The organism is Veillonella intestinalis (genome assembly GCF_943192895.1).
Classification (GTDB): Bacteria; Bacillota; Negativicutes; order Veillonellales; family Veillonellaceae; genus Veillonella_A; species Veillonella_A intestinalis.
The window spans coordinates 133,171-150,359 of record NZ_CALPCB010000006.1; the positions used below are offsets into that span (position 1 = coordinate 133,171).

At 36.9% G+C, this 17,189-nt stretch carries 17 protein-coding genes and 1 riboswitch; of the genes, 2 read left to right on the forward strand and 15 right to left on the reverse strand.

Translation table 11 applies throughout. From position 1 onward, the window contains the following. Positions 1–31: 31 nt before the first annotated feature. The 11 genes from NFR27_RS06225 to NFR27_RS06275 form a co-directional block, all read right to left on the reverse strand. The gene (locus tag NFR27_RS06225) at positions 32–1,504 is read right to left on the reverse strand and encodes an acetaldehyde dehydrogenase (acetylating) (RefSeq protein WP_251442842.1); all 1,473 of its coding nucleotides are present in this window, start codon (positions 1,502–1,504) and stop codon (positions 32–34) included. Further along, positions 1,501–2,088 (reverse strand): BMC domain-containing protein, encoded by a 588-nt coding sequence (locus tag NFR27_RS06230; RefSeq protein WP_251442845.1) that lies wholly within the window; start codon positions 2,086–2,088, stop codon positions 1,501–1,503. Before NFR27_RS06230 ends, NFR27_RS06225 begins: the two co-directional genes overlap by 4 nt. A gap of 10 nt (positions 2,089–2,098) precedes the next feature. Further along, entirely contained in the window at positions 2,099–2,752 is a 654-nt protein-coding gene (gene eutL / locus NFR27_RS06235) for an ethanolamine utilization microcompartment protein EutL (RefSeq protein ID WP_251442848.1), read from the reverse strand. 17 nt (positions 2,753–2,769) lie between these two features. After that, positions 2,770–3,678, reverse strand: a complete 909-nt coding sequence (gene eutC / locus NFR27_RS06240; protein WP_251442851.1) for an ethanolamine ammonia-lyase subunit EutC — start codon at positions 3,676–3,678, stop codon at positions 2,770–2,772. A gap of 14 nt (positions 3,679–3,692) precedes the next feature. After that, positions 3,693–5,057 carry an ethanolamine ammonia-lyase subunit EutB gene (locus tag NFR27_RS06245; RefSeq protein WP_251442854.1) on the reverse strand — a complete coding sequence of 455 codons (1,365 nt, stop codon included), beginning with the start codon at positions 5,055–5,057 and terminating at the stop codon, positions 3,693–3,695. A 15-nt stretch (positions 5,058–5,072) separates the two neighbouring features. After that, positions 5,073–6,506: an ethanolamine ammonia-lyase reactivating factor EutA gene (gene eutA, locus NFR27_RS06250; protein ID WP_251442857.1), complete on the reverse strand. Its 1,434-nt coding sequence runs from the start codon at positions 6,504–6,506 to the stop codon at positions 5,073–5,075. 85 nt (positions 6,507–6,591) lie between these two features. Beyond that, the gene (locus NFR27_RS06255) at positions 6,592–8,034 is read right to left on the reverse strand and encodes a sensor histidine kinase (RefSeq protein WP_251442860.1); all 1,443 of its coding nucleotides are present in this window, start codon (positions 8,032–8,034) and stop codon (positions 6,592–6,594) included. 1 nt (position 8,035) lies between these two features. Continuing rightward, on the reverse strand, positions 8,036–8,608 hold the full coding sequence (locus NFR27_RS06260; protein WP_251442863.1) for an ANTAR domain-containing response regulator: 573 nt from the start codon (positions 8,606–8,608) through the stop codon (positions 8,036–8,038). Between the two features lie 16 nt (positions 8,609–8,624). Continuing rightward, positions 8,625–8,972, reverse strand: a complete 348-nt coding sequence (gene eutS, locus NFR27_RS06265) for an ethanolamine utilization microcompartment protein EutS (protein WP_251442866.1) — start codon at positions 8,970–8,972, stop codon at positions 8,625–8,627. A 25-nt stretch (positions 8,973–8,997) separates the two neighbouring features. Beyond that, positions 8,998–10,113, reverse strand: coding sequence for a 1-propanol dehydrogenase PduQ (locus tag NFR27_RS06270; protein WP_251442868.1), 1,116 nt, complete (start codon positions 10,111–10,113; stop codon positions 8,998–9,000). Between the two features lie 483 nt (positions 10,114–10,596). Beyond that, a riboswitch (adenosylcobalamin (AdoCbl) riboswitch) is annotated at positions 10,597–10,735 on the reverse strand. Between the two features lie 71 nt (positions 10,736–10,806). Next, on the reverse strand, positions 10,807–11,376 hold the full coding sequence (locus NFR27_RS06275; RefSeq protein WP_251442871.1) for a cob(I)yrinic acid a,c-diamide adenosyltransferase: 570 nt from the start codon (positions 11,374–11,376) through the stop codon (positions 10,807–10,809). Positions 11,377–11,665: 289 nt separating this feature from the next. Between NFR27_RS06275 and NFR27_RS06280 the strand changes: the two genes are divergently transcribed. Further along, positions 11,666–12,100 carry a EutP/PduV family microcompartment system protein gene (locus NFR27_RS06280; protein WP_251442874.1) on the forward strand — a complete coding sequence of 145 codons (435 nt, stop codon included), beginning with the start codon at positions 11,666–11,668 and terminating at the stop codon, positions 12,098–12,100. A 57-nt stretch (positions 12,101–12,157) separates the two neighbouring features. On the opposite strand, the gene gltS is transcribed toward NFR27_RS06280, so the two are convergent. Next, positions 12,158–13,432, reverse strand: a complete 1,275-nt coding sequence (gltS, locus tag NFR27_RS06285) for a sodium/glutamate symporter (RefSeq protein ID WP_251442877.1) — start codon at positions 13,430–13,432, stop codon at positions 12,158–12,160. A 218-nt stretch (positions 13,433–13,650) separates the two neighbouring features. Beyond that, a complete protein-coding gene (locus tag NFR27_RS06290; protein ID WP_251442880.1) occupies positions 13,651–14,964 on the reverse strand; it encodes a sodium/glutamate symporter in 1,314 nt (437 codons plus the stop codon). 269 nt (positions 14,965–15,233) lie between these two features. On the opposite strand from NFR27_RS06290, the gene NFR27_RS06295 reads away from it, so the two are divergent. Beyond that, positions 15,234–15,389: a hypothetical protein gene (locus tag NFR27_RS06295; protein WP_202922098.1), complete on the forward strand. Its 156-nt coding sequence runs from the start codon at positions 15,234–15,236 to the stop codon at positions 15,387–15,389. 132 nt (positions 15,390–15,521) lie between these two features. On the opposite strand, the gene NFR27_RS06300 is transcribed toward NFR27_RS06295, so the two are convergent. Together NFR27_RS06300 and NFR27_RS06305 are read right to left on the reverse strand one after the other, a co-directional pair. Then, positions 15,522–16,805, reverse strand: coding sequence for a nucleobase:cation symporter-2 family protein (locus NFR27_RS06300; protein WP_277612539.1), 1,284 nt, complete (start codon positions 16,803–16,805; stop codon positions 15,522–15,524). Next, a complete protein-coding gene (locus NFR27_RS06305; RefSeq protein WP_251442886.1) occupies positions 16,802–17,170 on the reverse strand; it encodes a CGGC domain-containing protein in 369 nt (122 codons plus the stop codon). The genes NFR27_RS06300 and NFR27_RS06305 overlap by 4 nt, the downstream gene beginning before the upstream one ends. Between the last annotated feature and the right edge of the window lie 19 nt (positions 17,171–17,189).

Genomic DNA, 17,189 nt, shown 5'->3' on the forward strand with positions numbered 1-17,189 from the left:
ATATATAAATTTTATAATTACCAATTTCTAATTAGCTTAACTTAGCCATAATTTGTTCAACAATAGCGCGAATAACTACTTCTTGCGATTCACACCCTAGAGTAGCTCCTACATGAATATCTGAAGATTCTGCTTTACGTAAATCATCTAATTCTCGCACACCATATGCCACTCGTCTTAAATTAAATAAATTTTGTGGTCCTACATTATCTGAAGTAGCACTGCCACCAACAGCCCCACAGCCTAACGTAAGCGAAGGTGTAATATTAGTAGTTGCTCCAATGCCCCCTAAAGCGCCAGGCGTATTAACAAGCAATCGAGATACCGGTTTGCGTAAACCAAATTCTTTTACAATATCGGCATTTTCAGTATGAATGATTAACGTATGACCAGCGCCTTCATTTTCTAATATCCGAATAGATAAGTCACAGGCCTCTTCCCAATTATCCACTGTATAAAAAGCAATAATTGGTGCTAGTTTTTCATGAGAATATGGATATTTAGGACCTACTCCCGTTTCTAGCGCAACCAATAAACGTCTATCAGCAGGAATATCTAAACCTACCAATTTAGCAATAACTTGGGCCGACTTACCAACGATAGCAGGATTCATAGTGCCATTAGCACGAAGAATAAAAGCTCCTAATCTAGCAGCCTCTTCTGGATCTAAAATATATGCTCCCTGAGCAACGAGTTCTTTCATAACAGCTTCTTTATTGACTGTTTCAACAATAATTGACTGCTCTGAAGCACAAATTGTACCATTATCAAATGTTTTAGAATCCATGATACGTTTTACTGCTAACTTAACATCTGCACTACGCTCAATATAAGCTGGCCCATTACCAGGTCCTACACCTAAAGCTGGTGTGCCTGACGAATAGGCTGCTTTTACCATTGCAGAGCCACCTGTCGCTAAAATTAAATCCGTATTATCGCTCTTCATTAATTCTGCTGTACCTTCCATAGTAGGCATTGTCATAAAAGATACAGCATCTTCTGGAGCACCTGCAGCTTTAAGTGCTTTACGAATAACTGCTACAGTCTCACCAATACATTTGATAGCAGTAGGATGCGGCGAAAATACAATACTATTAGCCGCTTTTAACGCAATAAGCGATTTAAAAATAACTGTTGATGTTGGATTGGTAGACGGTACTAGCCCCGCAATAACACCTACAGGAACCGCGACTTCCATTACTTTATTAGCACGATCGTCATTAACGACTCCTACAGTTTTCATATCTTTCATATACTCATATACTTGACGAGAAGCAAACGCATTTTTTAATACTTTATCTTCCCATTTACCAAATCCAGTTTCTTCATGAGCTAGCTTAGCTAAGCGAACGCGCTCATTATAAGCGGCTTCGCATACTACCTTAGTTATCTCATCAATCTGACTTTGACTAAGAGTAGCTAACTTTTTTTGTGCCTCTTTTGCTTTTGCTAAGAGAATCCGAACTTCTTGAACGGATTGTAAATCCTTATCAACTAAGTTCAAAATATTCCACCTCGTTTCACTTCTTCTATGATTACATCAATGAGGCTTTCTTTATTTGCAAACTTAATAGCAGTTCGTTTCATACCATGCACATTCATAGCATATGCTTTTTTACGTAAGTCAACGACTTTATATTTAGCTAGTTCTTCACGTAATCCGATTTCATCAATAGTTTCTGCTTTTACAACTGCCTCATCACTAACTAAATCCTTCACGCTAAAATTTGCATCTACTGTTTTATTTAAAACAGCTGAAACCTCATCATTTGACAGTTTTTTTGCTGTACTATTAGCATCAGCTTCAGCACTTTCCTGTAACTTACCACCCATTAATTTTGCCAATGCTTTATCAGCTCTTGGAATCACATGGCTTGTACAATAGCAATTTAATTGCTTAGCTATAACAACAGCAGCCTCCACAGCGGCTTGTACTGCGGCCACATCGCCAACAAGTAAAATTGTACGTCGACCACCACCAACGCGTTCCTCACTATTTAACGCTACATTAGCTGCCTTTAAAGCTGCATCAGCTGCACTAACAGCACCTAAGAAACCTCGTACTTCTACCATTCCTAGTGCCTTCATCAAAACCTCCTTAGTAGCTTAGTGGATTATCTGCTACATTCTGAATAGCTTGTGCAAAAGCTACACAGGCTGCTTTACAAGCAGATTGGCTACCAGTTAATAAACCGCCACCAAAGTTAGTTTCTGATGGAGGCCCATAGAATACACAAAGTCTAACATCTGCCGCTTTCAAAGCTGCATCAAGCCCCACCAGAGCTTCACACGGAGGCGCAATTAAATATGCAATTGCTTCACCTTCTGCAATATCGGCGGATTTAGATAAGAACCTACCAGATCTTGAAACAACATGTGCAAAATACGGTATAGAGCCATCATCATTAGCACTAATAAAACTTGCTTCTTCATTAATTACATGAACTGCTGTATCTAAACCACTTGTTACTTCTGCTGGACTTGGCCCTGCTAAAATTCCGATTACTTCGCCAGCTAATTTAGTGGATGCATTGCCTGCACCACCATAAAAGCTTTTTGCATAAACAACCTCAACTTCTGCCGTTTTAGTTGCCTCGTCTAATGCTACATAAGTAACATCATCACAATCAGCTGTAATAATCCCTAATGAGCGCTGACTCTTTGATAATCCTAGTTGTGATGCTAAGCCTGCATCAACATTAGGAATTATCTGAACGCTTAATACATTAGCACCTAGGCGTTGATTCTTCACAAACGTCCCTCCTCACTTTATTTCAATTCAATACCTGATTTTTTCTTTTCAAGCATATTTTTAATAATATCTGCAATATATGCACCTGCTTCTACAGCTGGAGTACCACCTTTATGAATATTAGATACTACAGTACGTCGAGATTCTGGCATCCCCACAGTTGGACGATAAGCAATATAAGCACTCATCGATTCAGCAGTTACAAGACCTGGACGCTCGCCAACGAATAAACAGACTACGTCAGCATCACTAATTTCACCAATAGGATCCATAGCAGGTACACGGCAATATTTAACAAATAAAACCTTATCAAAGTCTAAATTATATTTCTTAAGCCCTTGTTTCAATGAAGGGATTACATCACGAATATTAGCCTCAATTGCAGCAGAACTTAAACCATCCCCTACTACAACAACTAACTTAGCCCCTTTAGTTACATTTTGTCTAATAATTTCTGTATTAGCTTCATCAAACATACGACCATAATCAGGACGCGTAATATATTCATCCTTATTTTTGCAAATTGTTCGAACTGGTATAAAACCCATTTCTTCTACTAATTCAGGATTTACATCAGAGAATACTGCATCTTGTGCCGCTGCATGGTCTGCACGGAAACGAAGAACTGATTGCGTTTTATATCTTGTTCCACAACGCCCTACACCTAAACGAGCTGCCGTATAGCCCTTCATTTTCAAGTATCCTTCTTTATCCTTAGGCTCCTCAACTAATAATTGTTTCTTTAAATCCACTTCAGAAATGTCTGGCAAAATACCCGTTGGATCAATCGTACTCCCAACTTGAACCTTACTATTAGCTTGTGTACTACTTGAATTATTTATAGCCTGAGATTCATCTAAACCTTTAGCCTTCACTAATTCCCCTAAAATAGACTCTATCATTACTTTTAATTCAGTTTCATTCATTCCTATCACCTCACTTATTTTAAGAATGCCGAAGCATCGCCGGCGAGTGGAGTTAATTTACCATTTGACATAAAGCCCATTTTCTCAAGCCATAATTCAAATTCTTTAATAGGACGTAAATTAAACATATCACGAATCGTTGCCGTTTCATGGAAGCCTGTAGTTTGATAATTTAACATAATATCATCACCATGAGGGATACCCATAATATATGTACACCCAGCACTAGCTAATAAAATTGTTAAATTTTCCATGTCATTCTGATCTGCTTTCATATGGTTTGTATAACATACGTCACAACCCATAGATATACCGGTTAGTTTCCCCATAAAATGATCTTCCAGACCTGCACGAATTACTTGTTTAGAATCATATAAATATTCTGGTCCAATAAAACCAACTACAGTATTCACAATATATGGATCGAATTTTTTAGCAAATCCATAGCAGCGAGCCTCCATAGTTACCTGATCTGCACCATGATGAGCATCTGAGGACAATTCAGAACCTTGCCCCGTTTCAAAGTACATTACATTAGGTCCTGCTACTTGACCTTGTTCTAAAGCAAGTGCTTTAGCCTCTTCAATCGTAGCACCACTTAAACCAAATGCCGTATTTCCTTTTTCAGATCCTGCAATCGATTGAAATACAAGACCTGTAGGTGCGCCTTGACGAATAGCTTCCATCTGAGTTGTTACATGCGCTAATACACAAGTCTGTGTTGGAATTGCCCATTCGCTACGAAATTCTTCAAATTTATTTAAAATTCGTTTTACACTTTCAACAGAATCATCTACGGGATTTAAACCAATAACTGCATCACCTATACCGTAAGATAAACCTTCCATAACAGATGCCATAATTCCATCAATATTATCAGTTGTATGATTTGGCTGTAAACGCGCAGAAAATGTACCTGGTCTACCAATTGTAGTATTTGCTGTTTTTTCAATGCGAATTTTTTTAGCGCCTACAATTAAGTCCATATTAGACATTAGCTTACATACTGCTGCCACCATCTCAGATGTTAAGCCACGTGAAATAAATTTAATATCATTATCTGTAGTTGTATCTGACAAAATCCATTCACGAAGCTCTTCTACTGTCCAATTTTTAATTGAATTAAAAATTCGAGTATTTACTTGATCTACAATAATACGTGTTACTTCATCCTCTTCATAAGGCACAACAGGATTATTATATAAGTCATTCAATGTAAGTTGTGCTAATACAGTTTTTGCCGCTACACGTTCTTCTGCTGTAGTAGCAGCAACCCCAGCTAATCGGTCTCCCGATTTTTCTTCATTGGCTTTAGCTAATACTTCTTTCACAGAAGCAAACTCGTAAGTATTGCCAAAGAGTCGAGTTTTTAAAATCATGCGTTCATCACTCCTTTAATTAAATACTAATGTCTTAATAATGACCGGCAACACGTTGCCACCAGCCACAGGCGTACCTATATCTATGTAGTCTCCGTTCTCTGCTCGAATAGAGTCAATACATACAAAAGAACTTTTTTCTGGTAATAAAGCATATATACTATTACCTAAAGCTTTAGCCATATCTTCTGCAACAATAACAATTAATGGATATCCTTGCTCACGTAATGTAGATAATCCTTCTGTAATCCCAGCTGCATATCGTTGAATATCAGCAAACGAAGGAGATTTTAATCCCACTAACGAAAGTGCTACATTAGTATGTTGTCCATCAGTAACAAACCACTCTAATTTATTCTGGATTTGCTTAGCCATAGATACAGAATCTAAAGCTTCATCATCTTTAGCCAGTTTTAGTACTGGTATATTTTTAATCGGTAATATTTCCTCGGTATAACTAATAGTGGAACCACTAACCTCAGCAGTATGTGAGCCAGCACCAACTACTGTAGCTCGTATAGTTTCAACTGTATCTAATACTTTACAAGTATTAAAGAATTCTGACTCTCTAATTCTTTTGCCCAATAATAAACCTATGTCGCCAAATTGAAACCAGTCTGAAACTTGATCACTCCGAATACAATCAGCTACACCACCCGAAAAAGTTACAGCCTCTATGGATCCTGATTTCTTAAGTCCATGGTGCGTAATTAATAAATCATAAAATGGGGTTCCATCACCTAAACCAATAGACTGTTCCAGTGCCTTTACAAGCTCATCAATAACAGGCATTATATCCTCAGGCGTAACTCGTTTATTTAGGCCCAATGGCAAACCCATTTTCTCGATAATCGTCATAATTTTAGGTGCAATATAGGTTACCATCTTACTAGTAGGATCAATCTTCATAAGTCGTCCACCTATATCAAAACAACCTGTATCAATAACATCGCCGGCCTGAAAAACAGCTAAATTACTTGTTCCTCCACCAATATCAAAATTAACAATACTACCTCTATATTGCCGTGATAAGGATTCTGTACCTGCACCTTTCCCGGCAATAATACTTTCTAAATCAGGGCCTGCGGTAGCAACTACAAAATCACCTGCATATCCACTTAATGCCTGTAATACTTTAGCTGAATTTGACTTACGTGCAGTTTCTCCAGTAATAATAACAGCACCCATTTGAATATCTTCTTTTGCAATTCCAGCACGTTTATATTCTTTTGCAACAAACTCTTTAATTTGCTCTTCGTCAATTTCAGTCTGTGCTAATAGAGGTGTAAACATAATTTCACTTCTGTAAATTACTTTTTTATCAGATATTTCTATTCTAGGCACAGTAAAAGCTGACGCAAAATTCTCCACCGTCAATTCAGATAAAATTAATTGTGTAGTCGAAGTGCCTAAATCTATACCTACTGTTAACAATGTCTCTTTATTCATACATCCTCCTTTCTGAAGGATACAAAAAGGCGCTTAAGCACAAGAAAAAACTTACTTTCTTTTGCTTAAGCGCCTTTGCTTTTTGCTATACAACTACATCGTTGCTTTTTTGAAAACGAAAATTTACTTTCGTTCCCGATTTATTAGACTCAATATTTAATTTACCTTTTAACTTATCTTTTACATACCCATTAATTATTAATAAACCTAGACTATCTGCTTTGACAGTCTTTACATCGAAACCACAACCATCATCTGAAACTTCAATTGATATCATAGAATCTATAGCTTTACCTATAATTTGTACCTTACCAGATTGTTCTGGTAAATAAGCATGATCAAAGATATTTTGTAATAGTTCATTTACAATTAGTGAAACTGTTACTACTTGATCTGTAGTAATATAGACATTATCATCTACTTGCAAGAAGATTTCTATATCTCTAAAATTGCCAAACATATGATGAAAATTATGAATAACCGTCGTCAATGTTTGTTGCAATGAAGTATAACTATCTACTTGTTGTGACAACAATTCATGAGTTGATGCAATAGTCATAATTCTAGAAATACTATCATGTAAAACTTTTTTTGTTTCATCTAATTGAGCACGTCGCTCTTGAATTTTAAGAAGTGATACAATAGATTGCAAATTATTTTTTACACGATGATGAATCTCTTTAATTGCTACTGACTTCAGCACAATTTCTTCTTCACGTTTTTTAAACTCTGTAGTGTCTTGAATGATAACTACCAATCGCTGATTTGTTTTAATCCAACTATATTTTATAGTGAAATAATACTGTAAAAATCTAGTTTCAGCATCAAAAAACCAATTATTAGTAGCTCGCTCAGCTCGATACTTAATATAATCAAAAGTCAAATAATCTAATGTCAAATTATCATAAAACATACCAATAATTTCATCTCTATATCCTAATTGACGATATAATTGTTTTGCTCCTTCATTAGCCGTAACTAAATATCCATCACCATCAAAAATAAGCACATTTTCTGATAATCGGTCAACAAAAAAATTATCTGCCTCTTCTTCACCACGTATAATTGTACTCAACTTAGGCTCTGCTGTATTACCTACTGTCGGTGCACTAGCATCGGTTTCTATAATCAAAACACCTAGCGTTTTTTCTTTAAGCTTAATGGGATAAATACTTTGTGTAATCAATTTGCCTTCTTGCGAAACTGCAATTAAACCAATAGAATTTACCCCTGTTTGCATAGACCTCAAAACACCTGGTTCATTTTCTAATAAAGCATCCAAACCTACTACCTTATTAGCATACATGGATTCTTTAATTAATGGCTGTCTATGATACACCACTAACGCAGATTTACTCACTTCATTATAAATGTCAATAAAAACATCCGCATCAGGGTACAATACTGAATCCGCTAAATTATAAATTACTTTGACAAGCTCTTGAACTTCTTCAGATGTTAAATTAGAATACTCGACACATAATTCACGTAATACAGCCTCTTCTAAACTTGCTATATCATGGCTCATATTATTCACTATCCATTATAATTAACTCTGCAATTTCGCTCATTTTAGCCCGTCTATCCATACTTAAACGTCTTAATTTTTTATATGCTTCTTCTTCTGAAATATTAAATTCTTGACTCAAAATTCCCTTTGCCCGTTCAATGATTTTTCGTTCTTCCAGACGAGTCTTAAGATCTTCGATCTCCTGCTCAAGAGTTTCTGTATGTTGCCCTTTAGCAATGGCCATTTCAATTGTTGGAATTAAGGATTTCTCATCAATTGGCTTAATTAAATAACCTGTAGCACCAATTTTTTTAGCTTTCTCTGTATTTTCAAAATCACCATAAGCTGTTAAAAATACAATACTTTTAGCCAATTTATCCTGAGCAATTTTTTTGGCTGCCTTTAACCCATCCAACACAGGCATCTGAATATCCATTAATACTAAATCTGGTCGTACCTTTCGGCATACTTCTACCGCTTCAAAGCCATCGGCTGCTTCGCCACTTACTTCGTAGCCCGCTTCCGTCAAGATATCTTTAATATCTAACCGAGTTATTGGCTCATCATCGACAATAACTATAGTTCCTCGCATATATCTCCTTTATTTACTAAGTTCTTGTAATCTCACAACCTAGTGCAAATTTTAAAATTCCTTGTAACCCATCAACAACTGCACTCAAAGCAGTTTCAACTGAACTTACATCTCCATAAATAACAACTGAACCAGAAAATCTATCTACAAAACCAATCTTAACATCACCACTTTTTGTAGCAATATCAACAGCGATAATTGCTGCCTCAGCAGGTGTAATAGTTAAAATTCCTAATGCATTATACACATCACTTGGCAATCCTAGCTTACTATAAATCTCTTTTGCTGGATTGGCAATAATATGCGCCAACGTTATCTGTTTCCCAGGAACATATTCCTGAATCATGCGCTGTTTTTCTTCCATAGCCACTCCTTTTCATACCTACTAGTTATATGATTGCTTCTAGTAAAGCTTTAATATCACTTAAAGTAGGTACTCTCGGGTTAGCAGCCGTACAAGCATCAGCTAATGCAGCCTGAGCAATATCATCACTAGCAGCTAATACATCATTTGATTTAAACCCACATTCACTCAACGAAATAGGTACTTTTACGGTCTGCTGTAACTGCTTTATTTTTCTTACTAGTGCGGCAACTCCCATTCGCGGATTAGCCGAAGACGTCGCTCCAATAATATTTGCCAATCGAGTGTAACGTTTAGCCGCTTCACTCGTTGTTTGACTGCCATTAAAAGCCACAATATGAGGCAATAAAATCGCATTAATTCGGCCATGAGGAATATGAAAACGTCCACCAATTGCATGAGCCATACCATGATTCAAACCTAAATTAGTTAAATTAAATGCCATCCCAGCCATGCAAGAAGCTACATGCATTTGTTCTCTAGCCTCTACATTATCTCCATGCGTATAAGCTTCTGGCAAATATTTGAAAACAAGTTGAACTGCATATTCTACTAGAGCTTTAGCCATAACATTTTCATTAGAAGATACATAGGACTCAATCAAATGAACTAATACATCCATACCTGTATCAGCCGTGATAGCTGGAGGTACACTCAAAACTAACCGTGTATCTAAAATTGCAATATTGGGTTGAATTTCATCAGTTACTATAGGGTGTTTTATGCCAGATTCAGCTACTGTAATAACTGAGAAATTAGTAACTTCTGAGCCAGTTCCACTTGTTGTAGGTACTGCTACAAACTCAATATTACGTGTATTATCAACTTGCTTACTAAAGTATAACATAGCTTTTGCAGCGTCTATAGCCGAACCGCCGCCAACAGCAATAATAACATCTGGTTTGCTCTCTAAAACACGATTCACGCCAGCTGCTACTACTTCAGTAGGTGGATCTGGTACAATGTCACTAAAAATTGTAACTTCAGTATGTTTTAAGTTTTCAATAACTTGGTTAATCATGCCTGACTGAACCATAAAAGGGTCTGTCACAACAAAACTTTTTTTCACGGGGAGATCACGAAGTCCTTGCAACACATCTGCCCCGACCCATAAGGTCGTAGGAAATTTTATTTTCTGCATACATGTTCTCCTGTTTAACAAACAAAAAAAGAAGCCTTCACGGAACACACCTCTTCCGTTTAAGCTTCATTGCAAACCATGTACGCCGTTGTACACGAATAACCTTATAACCATAATTTATACTTTACCAAACAAAAAGTCAATGAATTTCATCATTTTTACTTATGCCTAATACGTATACATATCCTTTTTTTCGCATATTTCTTACGCATAATGCAGATGATTTATAAAACTACTAAAACATTTAACTACTATAACCCTATTAAATAAAGGCTTTTATTTATAATATAACAAAAGAGCATGAATCACATCATGCTCTTCATTTTAATAAGGACAATACCTCACTCCATTGTGTCTAATGTTTTCACCACTGAAAGCCTCGCATCATCCTTCACTGATTGCACTACCTTGTGCAAAACTAGACTAATACTGCCATTCAGTTCCTCGCATCAGACAATGAATTAGTAGCCCTTAAGGCCACAAAAACAACATCCTGTCTTACCTCGAAACAGCATGTGCGATGAAAATCACGAAAGACCTGACTTAGGCAAAGCCTTCACAGTGGCGGGACCGTGTTAGATTTTCACTAACTTCCATCGATGATTTCCATTTCTCTATTAATCTTATAGTAATAGTAGCACATATAATTTGCCAAGGCAAGCGCCTGTCACATTAAACACCGCTAATGTATTTCTACTTTCCATTATGAAATACTTCAGCACTACGACTATAATATATGTCTTCACGACCTTGTTTTGCATTGATATAACGAGCCAATGCATAAAAATAGTCAGAAAGTCGATTAACAAACATTACCAACTCTGACGACACTCTTGCGGTAGTTTGCAAACGAACTATCCTACGCTCTGCACGGCGAGCAATAGTACGAGCTACATGCATCATACTCGCTTCTGATGTGCCTCCTGGCAATATAAAACGATTGATTTCCGGAGCCGCTTCTGTATACACATCAATCCGTTCTTCTAGCCAACTTACTGCCCCATCTGGTAATGTAAGCGAACGATCTAAAGATTCTGGTGTGGCTAAATCAGTTCCTACATCAAACAAAAAGTGTTGTAAATATTGCAACTCGCTTCTTTCAGCAACAAAGTCTTCACTAAATTGAGAGATTGCATACCCTACCCATGAATTTAATTCATCTATTGTGCCATAACTTTCAACTCGATCTGAATCTTTTGCCACAGCTACGCCCCCCACTAAGCGAGTCATACCTTTATCTCCAGTTTTTGTGTAAATACGCATAAAAAGCTCCTTTCTTTATATACATCTAGGTATATTTAATAAACAAAATACCCTAATATAAATTAATCATATATTAGCTTCAATGCTGTTACTTACACCCCATTGTGTTACTTTGATAATACAAATAAGTAATCATTTTGTCAATTTCTTAATTTATATATTTCACTTATCTATTTACTTTTATCTATTTACTTTTTTATTAAATTGCGGTATCTTGAAATTACACACCAAATTAGACTCCTGTTTAACATTCCTTTTACAACTTAACTATTCATAAAAGGAGTGTCTTATGAAAAAGATTATGTTTATTGGTCCTATTGGCGTTGGTAAAACAACACTCACTCAACGTATTCAAGGGGCTGACATTACTTATGCCAAAACACAAACTGTACAGTTTCATGACAATATTATTGATACCCCTGGTGAATTTGTACAACATAGGCTCATGTATAACGCTCTATTAGTAACCTCTGCTGAGGCTGACATTTTAGGCTTCCTTATCTCAGCCAAAGAAAAAGAGCAAATGTTTCCACCTGGGTTTGCTAGTCTTTTTAATAAACCAGCTATAGGAATTATTACCAAAATGGATCTAGCCGATGAAACAGATGATATTAACTATATTGAAGAACAACTGCTAATGACAGGAGCTTCTCCAATTTTCAAAGTAGGCGCTCACGATGAAACTGGTATAAAATCACTATTAAACTATTTAAATTCTTTATAATAATAAAACGAGTGATAACAAAGTTATCACTCGTTTTTTCATTGCACTACAACTACCTCAATGGGCAAAGTAATTAATAAACCACACAATACAAGGCAAGGCAAATAGGTCAATCAAGAAAGCCCCGCACAAAGGAACAATGAGGAATGCCTTGGTCGATGGGCCATATTTTTCAGTAACAGCCTTCATATTCGCCATCGCATTTGGTGTCGCCCCAAGGCCATGCCCTGCCATCCCCGCACACATAATTACGGCATCGTAAGAACGACCAAGCATAGGGAATACTACATATAAACAATACAAAATCATGAAAAGTACTTGAGCACCTAAAACTACAAGCATTGGAATTGCTAAATCTACTAACTCCCAAAGTTTTAAGGTCATCAACGCCATAGACAAGAAGACACCTAAGCACACATCACCAATTAAATTAATTGTTGGCGTATGAAGTTTCACAATTTTTAATTGATCATTAAGGTTTCGCAAAATTACGGCAAAGAACATAGCCCCTACATAACTTGGTAAAGCAATCCCTAGAGATCCTTTTAACCAAGATGCAACCCATAGGCCTACACTCATACAGATGGCAATTACACCACTATGAAGCAAGAAAGAATGCGCCGATACTTCATTTGTTACATATTCGCTTTCTTCTGCAGTAGACGTCTCAGCTTTAGCTGAAGTACTACCCTCAGTAGCAGTGCCCTCTACAGCTACGTCTTCTAATTCCGTAGAGTGCAAATTATATTTATTTAGTAAATGCTTCGCCATTGGCCCACCAATTAAGCCCCCTGAAACAAGACCAAAGGTAGCTGCCGCCATAGCAACGGCCGTTGCACCATAAACACCCATCGCTTCCACTTCAGGACCAAAGGCACCTGCCGCACCATGACCACCTTCCATAGATACAGCGCCCATAAGTACTCCTAGTAGAGGATCGATACCTAATACTTGGGCCAAAGAAGTACCAATTAAATTTTGCATTAAAGATAACAACGCACAGAAGAACCAATATACAAGTAGTAATTTACCACCTTGTTTTACTAAGCGTAAACTAGCTATCAAACCAATAGTGGTAAAGAACGCCAAACTAAAAGGCACTTGTAATAAGGTATCCATTTTTACAAGTAAAAGTCCGGACTGTTGTAATACTAGCATAAGGATAGAAAATAATAAGCCCCCTGCTACTGGTGCAGGAATACAAAAACGACCTAAAATACTAATGCGATTTACTAGTACACGGCCAAACAATAATAGCAAAATAGCCAATGCTAGCGTAGCAATCATGTCTAGCTTAATGACTGGCACACCTTGCTCCCATAAAAATGACATACCTTTGCCCTCCTTTGTGTAACTACCCTAACATATATCACGCGGATATAATGTTTTAAATTTACTATTTACTAGCAAATTTAATTTTAATACGTCTAATATATTCTATCTTCATCTAAAATTCGTCTATTTTTAATTATAAGAGTCAAATTTTCCAATTTACTTTCAAACATACTCTTCAAATGAGCCTATGCTTTTATAGAAGAATTTTTATAAAGTTAATGGGCAAAATAATTAATGAACCATACGATACAAGGCACAGCAAATAAATCAACTAAGAATGCCCCGCACAATGGCACGATAAGGAAGGCCTTGGTAGATGGGCCAAACTGTTCCGTAACAGCTTTCATATTTGCCATCGCATTCGGTGTCGCCCCTAAACCATGACCAGCCATACCAGCACACATAATTACCGCATCATAGGACTTTCCTAATAATGGGAAAGCAATAAATAAATTATAGATAATCATAAACACAACTTGAGAGCCTAAAATTAAGAGCATTGGTAACGCTAAATCAGCTAATTCCCAAAGTTTTAAGGTCATCAACGCCATGGACAAGAAAATACCTAAGCATACATCACCAATAAGGCCAATTGTTGGTGTATGCAATTTAACAATTTTAAACTGGTCGTTTACATTACGTAAAAGTACAGCAAAGAACATGCCTCCTACATAACTAGGTACAGCAATACCAAAGGCTGTTTTTATCCAAGATGCCAATTCCAAGCCTACCACCATACATAAGGCCACTAACGCACCATGAATAATAAACACATGCGCTGCCACTTCATAGGAAACTTCTTCCCCTTCTGCCATTTGTTCTTTTGCTTCTACTGTAGTAGCTTCTTCAATAGTCGTGGCATCACCAGGCTGCGTCTTTCGATCTAAAACCGGTTTGCCTTCAGCCGCTTTTTCTTCTTCAACTTCAGTAGAATGTAAGTTATATTTTTGAATCAAAAAACGCGCAATTGGTCCCCCAATTAAGCCCCCTGAAACGAGGCCAAAAGTTGCCGCCGCCATAGCGACTGCGGTAGCACCATATACGCCCATAGCTTCTACTTCAGGCCCAAAAGCAGCCGCATTGCCATGGCCCCCTTCCATAGAAACAGCTCCCATTAGTACCCCAAGGAGTGGATCAAGACCTAATACTTCTGACCAAGTTACGCCAATCACATTTTGCATAAACGATAAAAAAGCACATAACGCCCAATAAAATAAAAGTAACTTGCCACCTTTTTTTACTAATCGCAAACTAGCAATTAACCCAATTGTAGCAAAGAAAGCCAACATAAAGGGCGTTTGTAATAACGTATCCATTTTAATTAATAAAATACCTGTTTGCTGTAAAATTAACATTAAGATGGAAAATAATACCCCCCCAGCTACAGGTGCAGGAATACAAAAACGACTTAGCAACGTAATACGATTAACTAAATAACGCCCTAATAATAGTAGCAACATAGCTAATGCCAACGTAGCCAACATATCGAGCTGAATCACTGGAACACCTTGTTCCCATACAAAAGACATAGTAAGGCCTCCTAACAAAACTACAACACATTAATCATACCTGACAAACATACTATACATTACTTCTATACATAATATTATTTCTCCTGCTTGATAATTAAATTTTTTAAAAATATAGAATATAGAATGTTTTAGCTAAATGTTACTTTCATGAAAACTGTACAAAATAATATATAATGCGTTATAATCATATTAAAGTAACAGAAACTTCTGTTACTTATTTATATTTTCTCTCTATATGAGATTTTACATGGCAAGGAGGTTTTCATATGAAATTCTTATCGTCCACCGTAACTACTGGCATTTCTTTTGGATCTGCCTTAGCTATGGTTATCAGCTATGCCAACTGGCATTCTATCCCTTGGGCTATTATCCACGGGATTTTTGGCTGGCTTTACGTTATCTACTATGCACTTTTCAAATAGGCTACTCACGTATCTACATAACACAAAAAGACTATCCTTGCCCTAGGTCAAGGATAGTCTTTTTATATTAACCCATATATTATTTATAAATTGTAGCATTCCAAACAAGCTATTATCAGTCTGCCCTATAATTTACATTTCATTACGACGGATTTTATCATAATTAAATAAAATATTCAGTACCACTGCTGTTAAAGCACCTACTACGATACCACTTTCTAATAAAATCCGAATCGCCGATGGAAATTGAGCGAATAAATTAGGTGTCACAGTTACACCAAGCCCTAACGTAATAGAACAAGCAGCAATAAGCATCGTATTTGAATCATTAAAATCAGCTTTTCCTAACATGCGAATCCCTGCAGAACACACCATGCCAAACATGGCAACCATGGCGCCCCCTAATACTGGGGTAGGAATAATCGTAGCTAACGCTGCAAATTTAGGCACTAAGCCTAAAATCACCAATAAAATACCACATACTACAATGACTATACTATTTCGTACCTTAGATAGTTCTACTAAACCTACATTTTGTGAAAAGGTAGTATAAGGGAAGGAGTTAAAAATACCACCAATAATAGATGCTAACCCCTCTGCCCGATATCCATGGGCTAAATCCTTAGGCGTCAATTTCCGCTCACAAATTTCACCAAGTGCTAAAAATACCCCGGTAGACTCTACCATACTTACCATCGCTACAATTGTCATGGTAAGAATCGCACTAGCGTGAAACGTTGGCAAGCCAAAGTAAAACGGTTGTGGAATATGAGCCCATGAAGCTTCCATAACAGGAGTTAAATCAACAAGGCCTAAGCATAAAGCTAATAAAGTACCAAATACTAACCCTAGTAGCACAGAAATAGCTTGAATATAGCCTTTAAATACACGATTTAAAATCAAAATAAAAGCTAGTACCAGAAAGCCTAAGGTTAGATTTAAAACGCTTCCAAAATCAGGGCTCCCCTGACCACCAGCCAAATTATTCATAGCTACTGGCACTAAAGTTACCCCAATAACGGTTACGATGGAGCCCGTTACTACTGGCGGGAAAAATCTAACTAATTTACCAAACCAATGGGAAATAAGAAATACAATAAGTCCAGAGGTAATAATAGCACCATAGATTGCACCCATGCCTAATTCCTTACCAATGGCAATCATAGGAAACACAGCGGTAAAGGTACAACCTAGTACAACCGGTAAACCAATACCAAAAAATCGGTTGCGCCAAACTTGCAATAATGTTGCAATCCCAGAGGTCAGTAAATCAGCCCCAATCAAATACGCAATCTGCATAGTGTCAAGGCCTAAACTACTACCTACAATAATAGGCACTATAACCGCCCCTGCATACATAGCTAATACATGTTGCAAACCTAAGAAAAAAGTTTGACTTTTTTGTAATTCCATCATTCAGCCTCCTTAGGTGTACGTGCTTTTAATTCAAGAGCCATTTTACCAGTTCCTTTACCATCAGGACTCCCATGAGTATAGCCCACTACATCAAAATATTCTGCACATGCCTCTGCAATTGCTTCGTAATCTTCATTCTTACTTTTAGTACAAGTAGAAATATGAACTACATCTACCCCTTTTTTCCGTAAGGTAGCTATCTTCTTAGCTAAATCACCACCTGAATGAGTAAAACCAACTAACTCAATTTCCTCATTTTCATAACGAGCAAACGAATCTCGTTTTCCCATAAAAGCACCTAAACAACCACCACAGGAGCAGCGTTGCATGGTATCTTCATTAACTAAAATTGCTATTTTTTTCATTCTATCTCCTTAACTTAAT

What these genes read in the sequence shown, in the direction of transcription:
- NFR27_RS06300 (WP_277612539.1), bottom strand. Translation starts at nt 16,805, where the DNA reads ATGATGGAATTACAAAAAAGTCAAACTTTTTTCTTAGGTTTGCAACAT.
- NFR27_RS06305 (WP_251442886.1), bottom strand. Translation starts at nt 17,170, where the DNA reads ATGAAAAAAATAGCAATTTTAGTTAATGAAGATACCATGCAACGCTGC.
- NFR27_RS06275 (WP_251442871.1), bottom strand. Translation starts at nt 11,376, where the DNA reads ATGCGTATTTACACAAAAACTGGAGATAAAGGTATGACTCGCTTAGTG.
- gltS (WP_251442877.1), bottom strand. Translation starts at nt 13,432, where the DNA reads ATGTCATTTTTATGGGAGCAAGGTGTGCCAGTCATTAAGCTAGACATG.
- NFR27_RS06260 (WP_251442863.1), bottom strand. Translation starts at nt 8,608, where the DNA reads ATGCGAGGAACTATAGTTATTGTCGATGATGAGCCAATAACTCGGTTA.
- NFR27_RS06230 (WP_251442845.1), bottom strand. Translation starts at nt 2,088, where the DNA reads ATGAAGGCACTAGGAATGGTAGAAGTACGAGGTTTCTTAGGTGCTGTT.
- NFR27_RS06245 (WP_251442854.1), bottom strand. Translation starts at nt 5,057, where the DNA reads ATGATTTTAAAAACTCGACTCTTTGGCAATACTTACGAGTTTGCTTCT.
- eutC (WP_251442851.1), bottom strand. Translation starts at nt 3,678, where the DNA reads ATGAATGAAACTGAATTAAAAGTAATGATAGAGTCTATTTTAGGGGAA.
- NFR27_RS06255 (WP_251442860.1), bottom strand. Translation starts at nt 8,034, where the DNA reads ATGAGCCATGATATAGCAAGTTTAGAAGAGGCTGTATTACGTGAATTA.
- eutA (WP_251442857.1), bottom strand. Translation starts at nt 6,506, where the DNA reads ATGAATAAAGAGACATTGTTAACAGTAGGTATAGATTTAGGCACTTCG.
- NFR27_RS06295 (WP_202922098.1), top strand. Translation starts at nt 15,234, where the DNA reads ATGAAATTCTTATCGTCCACCGTAACTACTGGCATTTCTTTTGGATCT.
- NFR27_RS06270 (WP_251442868.1), bottom strand. Translation starts at nt 10,113, where the DNA reads ATGCAGAAAATAAAATTTCCTACGACCTTATGGGTCGGGGCAGATGTG.
- NFR27_RS06290 (WP_251442880.1), bottom strand. Translation starts at nt 14,964, where the DNA reads ATGTCTTTTGTATGGGAACAAGGTGTTCCAGTGATTCAGCTCGATATG.
- eutS (WP_251442866.1), bottom strand. Translation starts at nt 8,972, where the DNA reads ATGGAAGAAAAACAGCGCATGATTCAGGAATATGTTCCTGGGAAACAG.
- NFR27_RS06280 (WP_251442874.1), top strand. Translation starts at nt 11,666, where the DNA reads ATGAAAAAGATTATGTTTATTGGTCCTATTGGCGTTGGTAAAACAACA.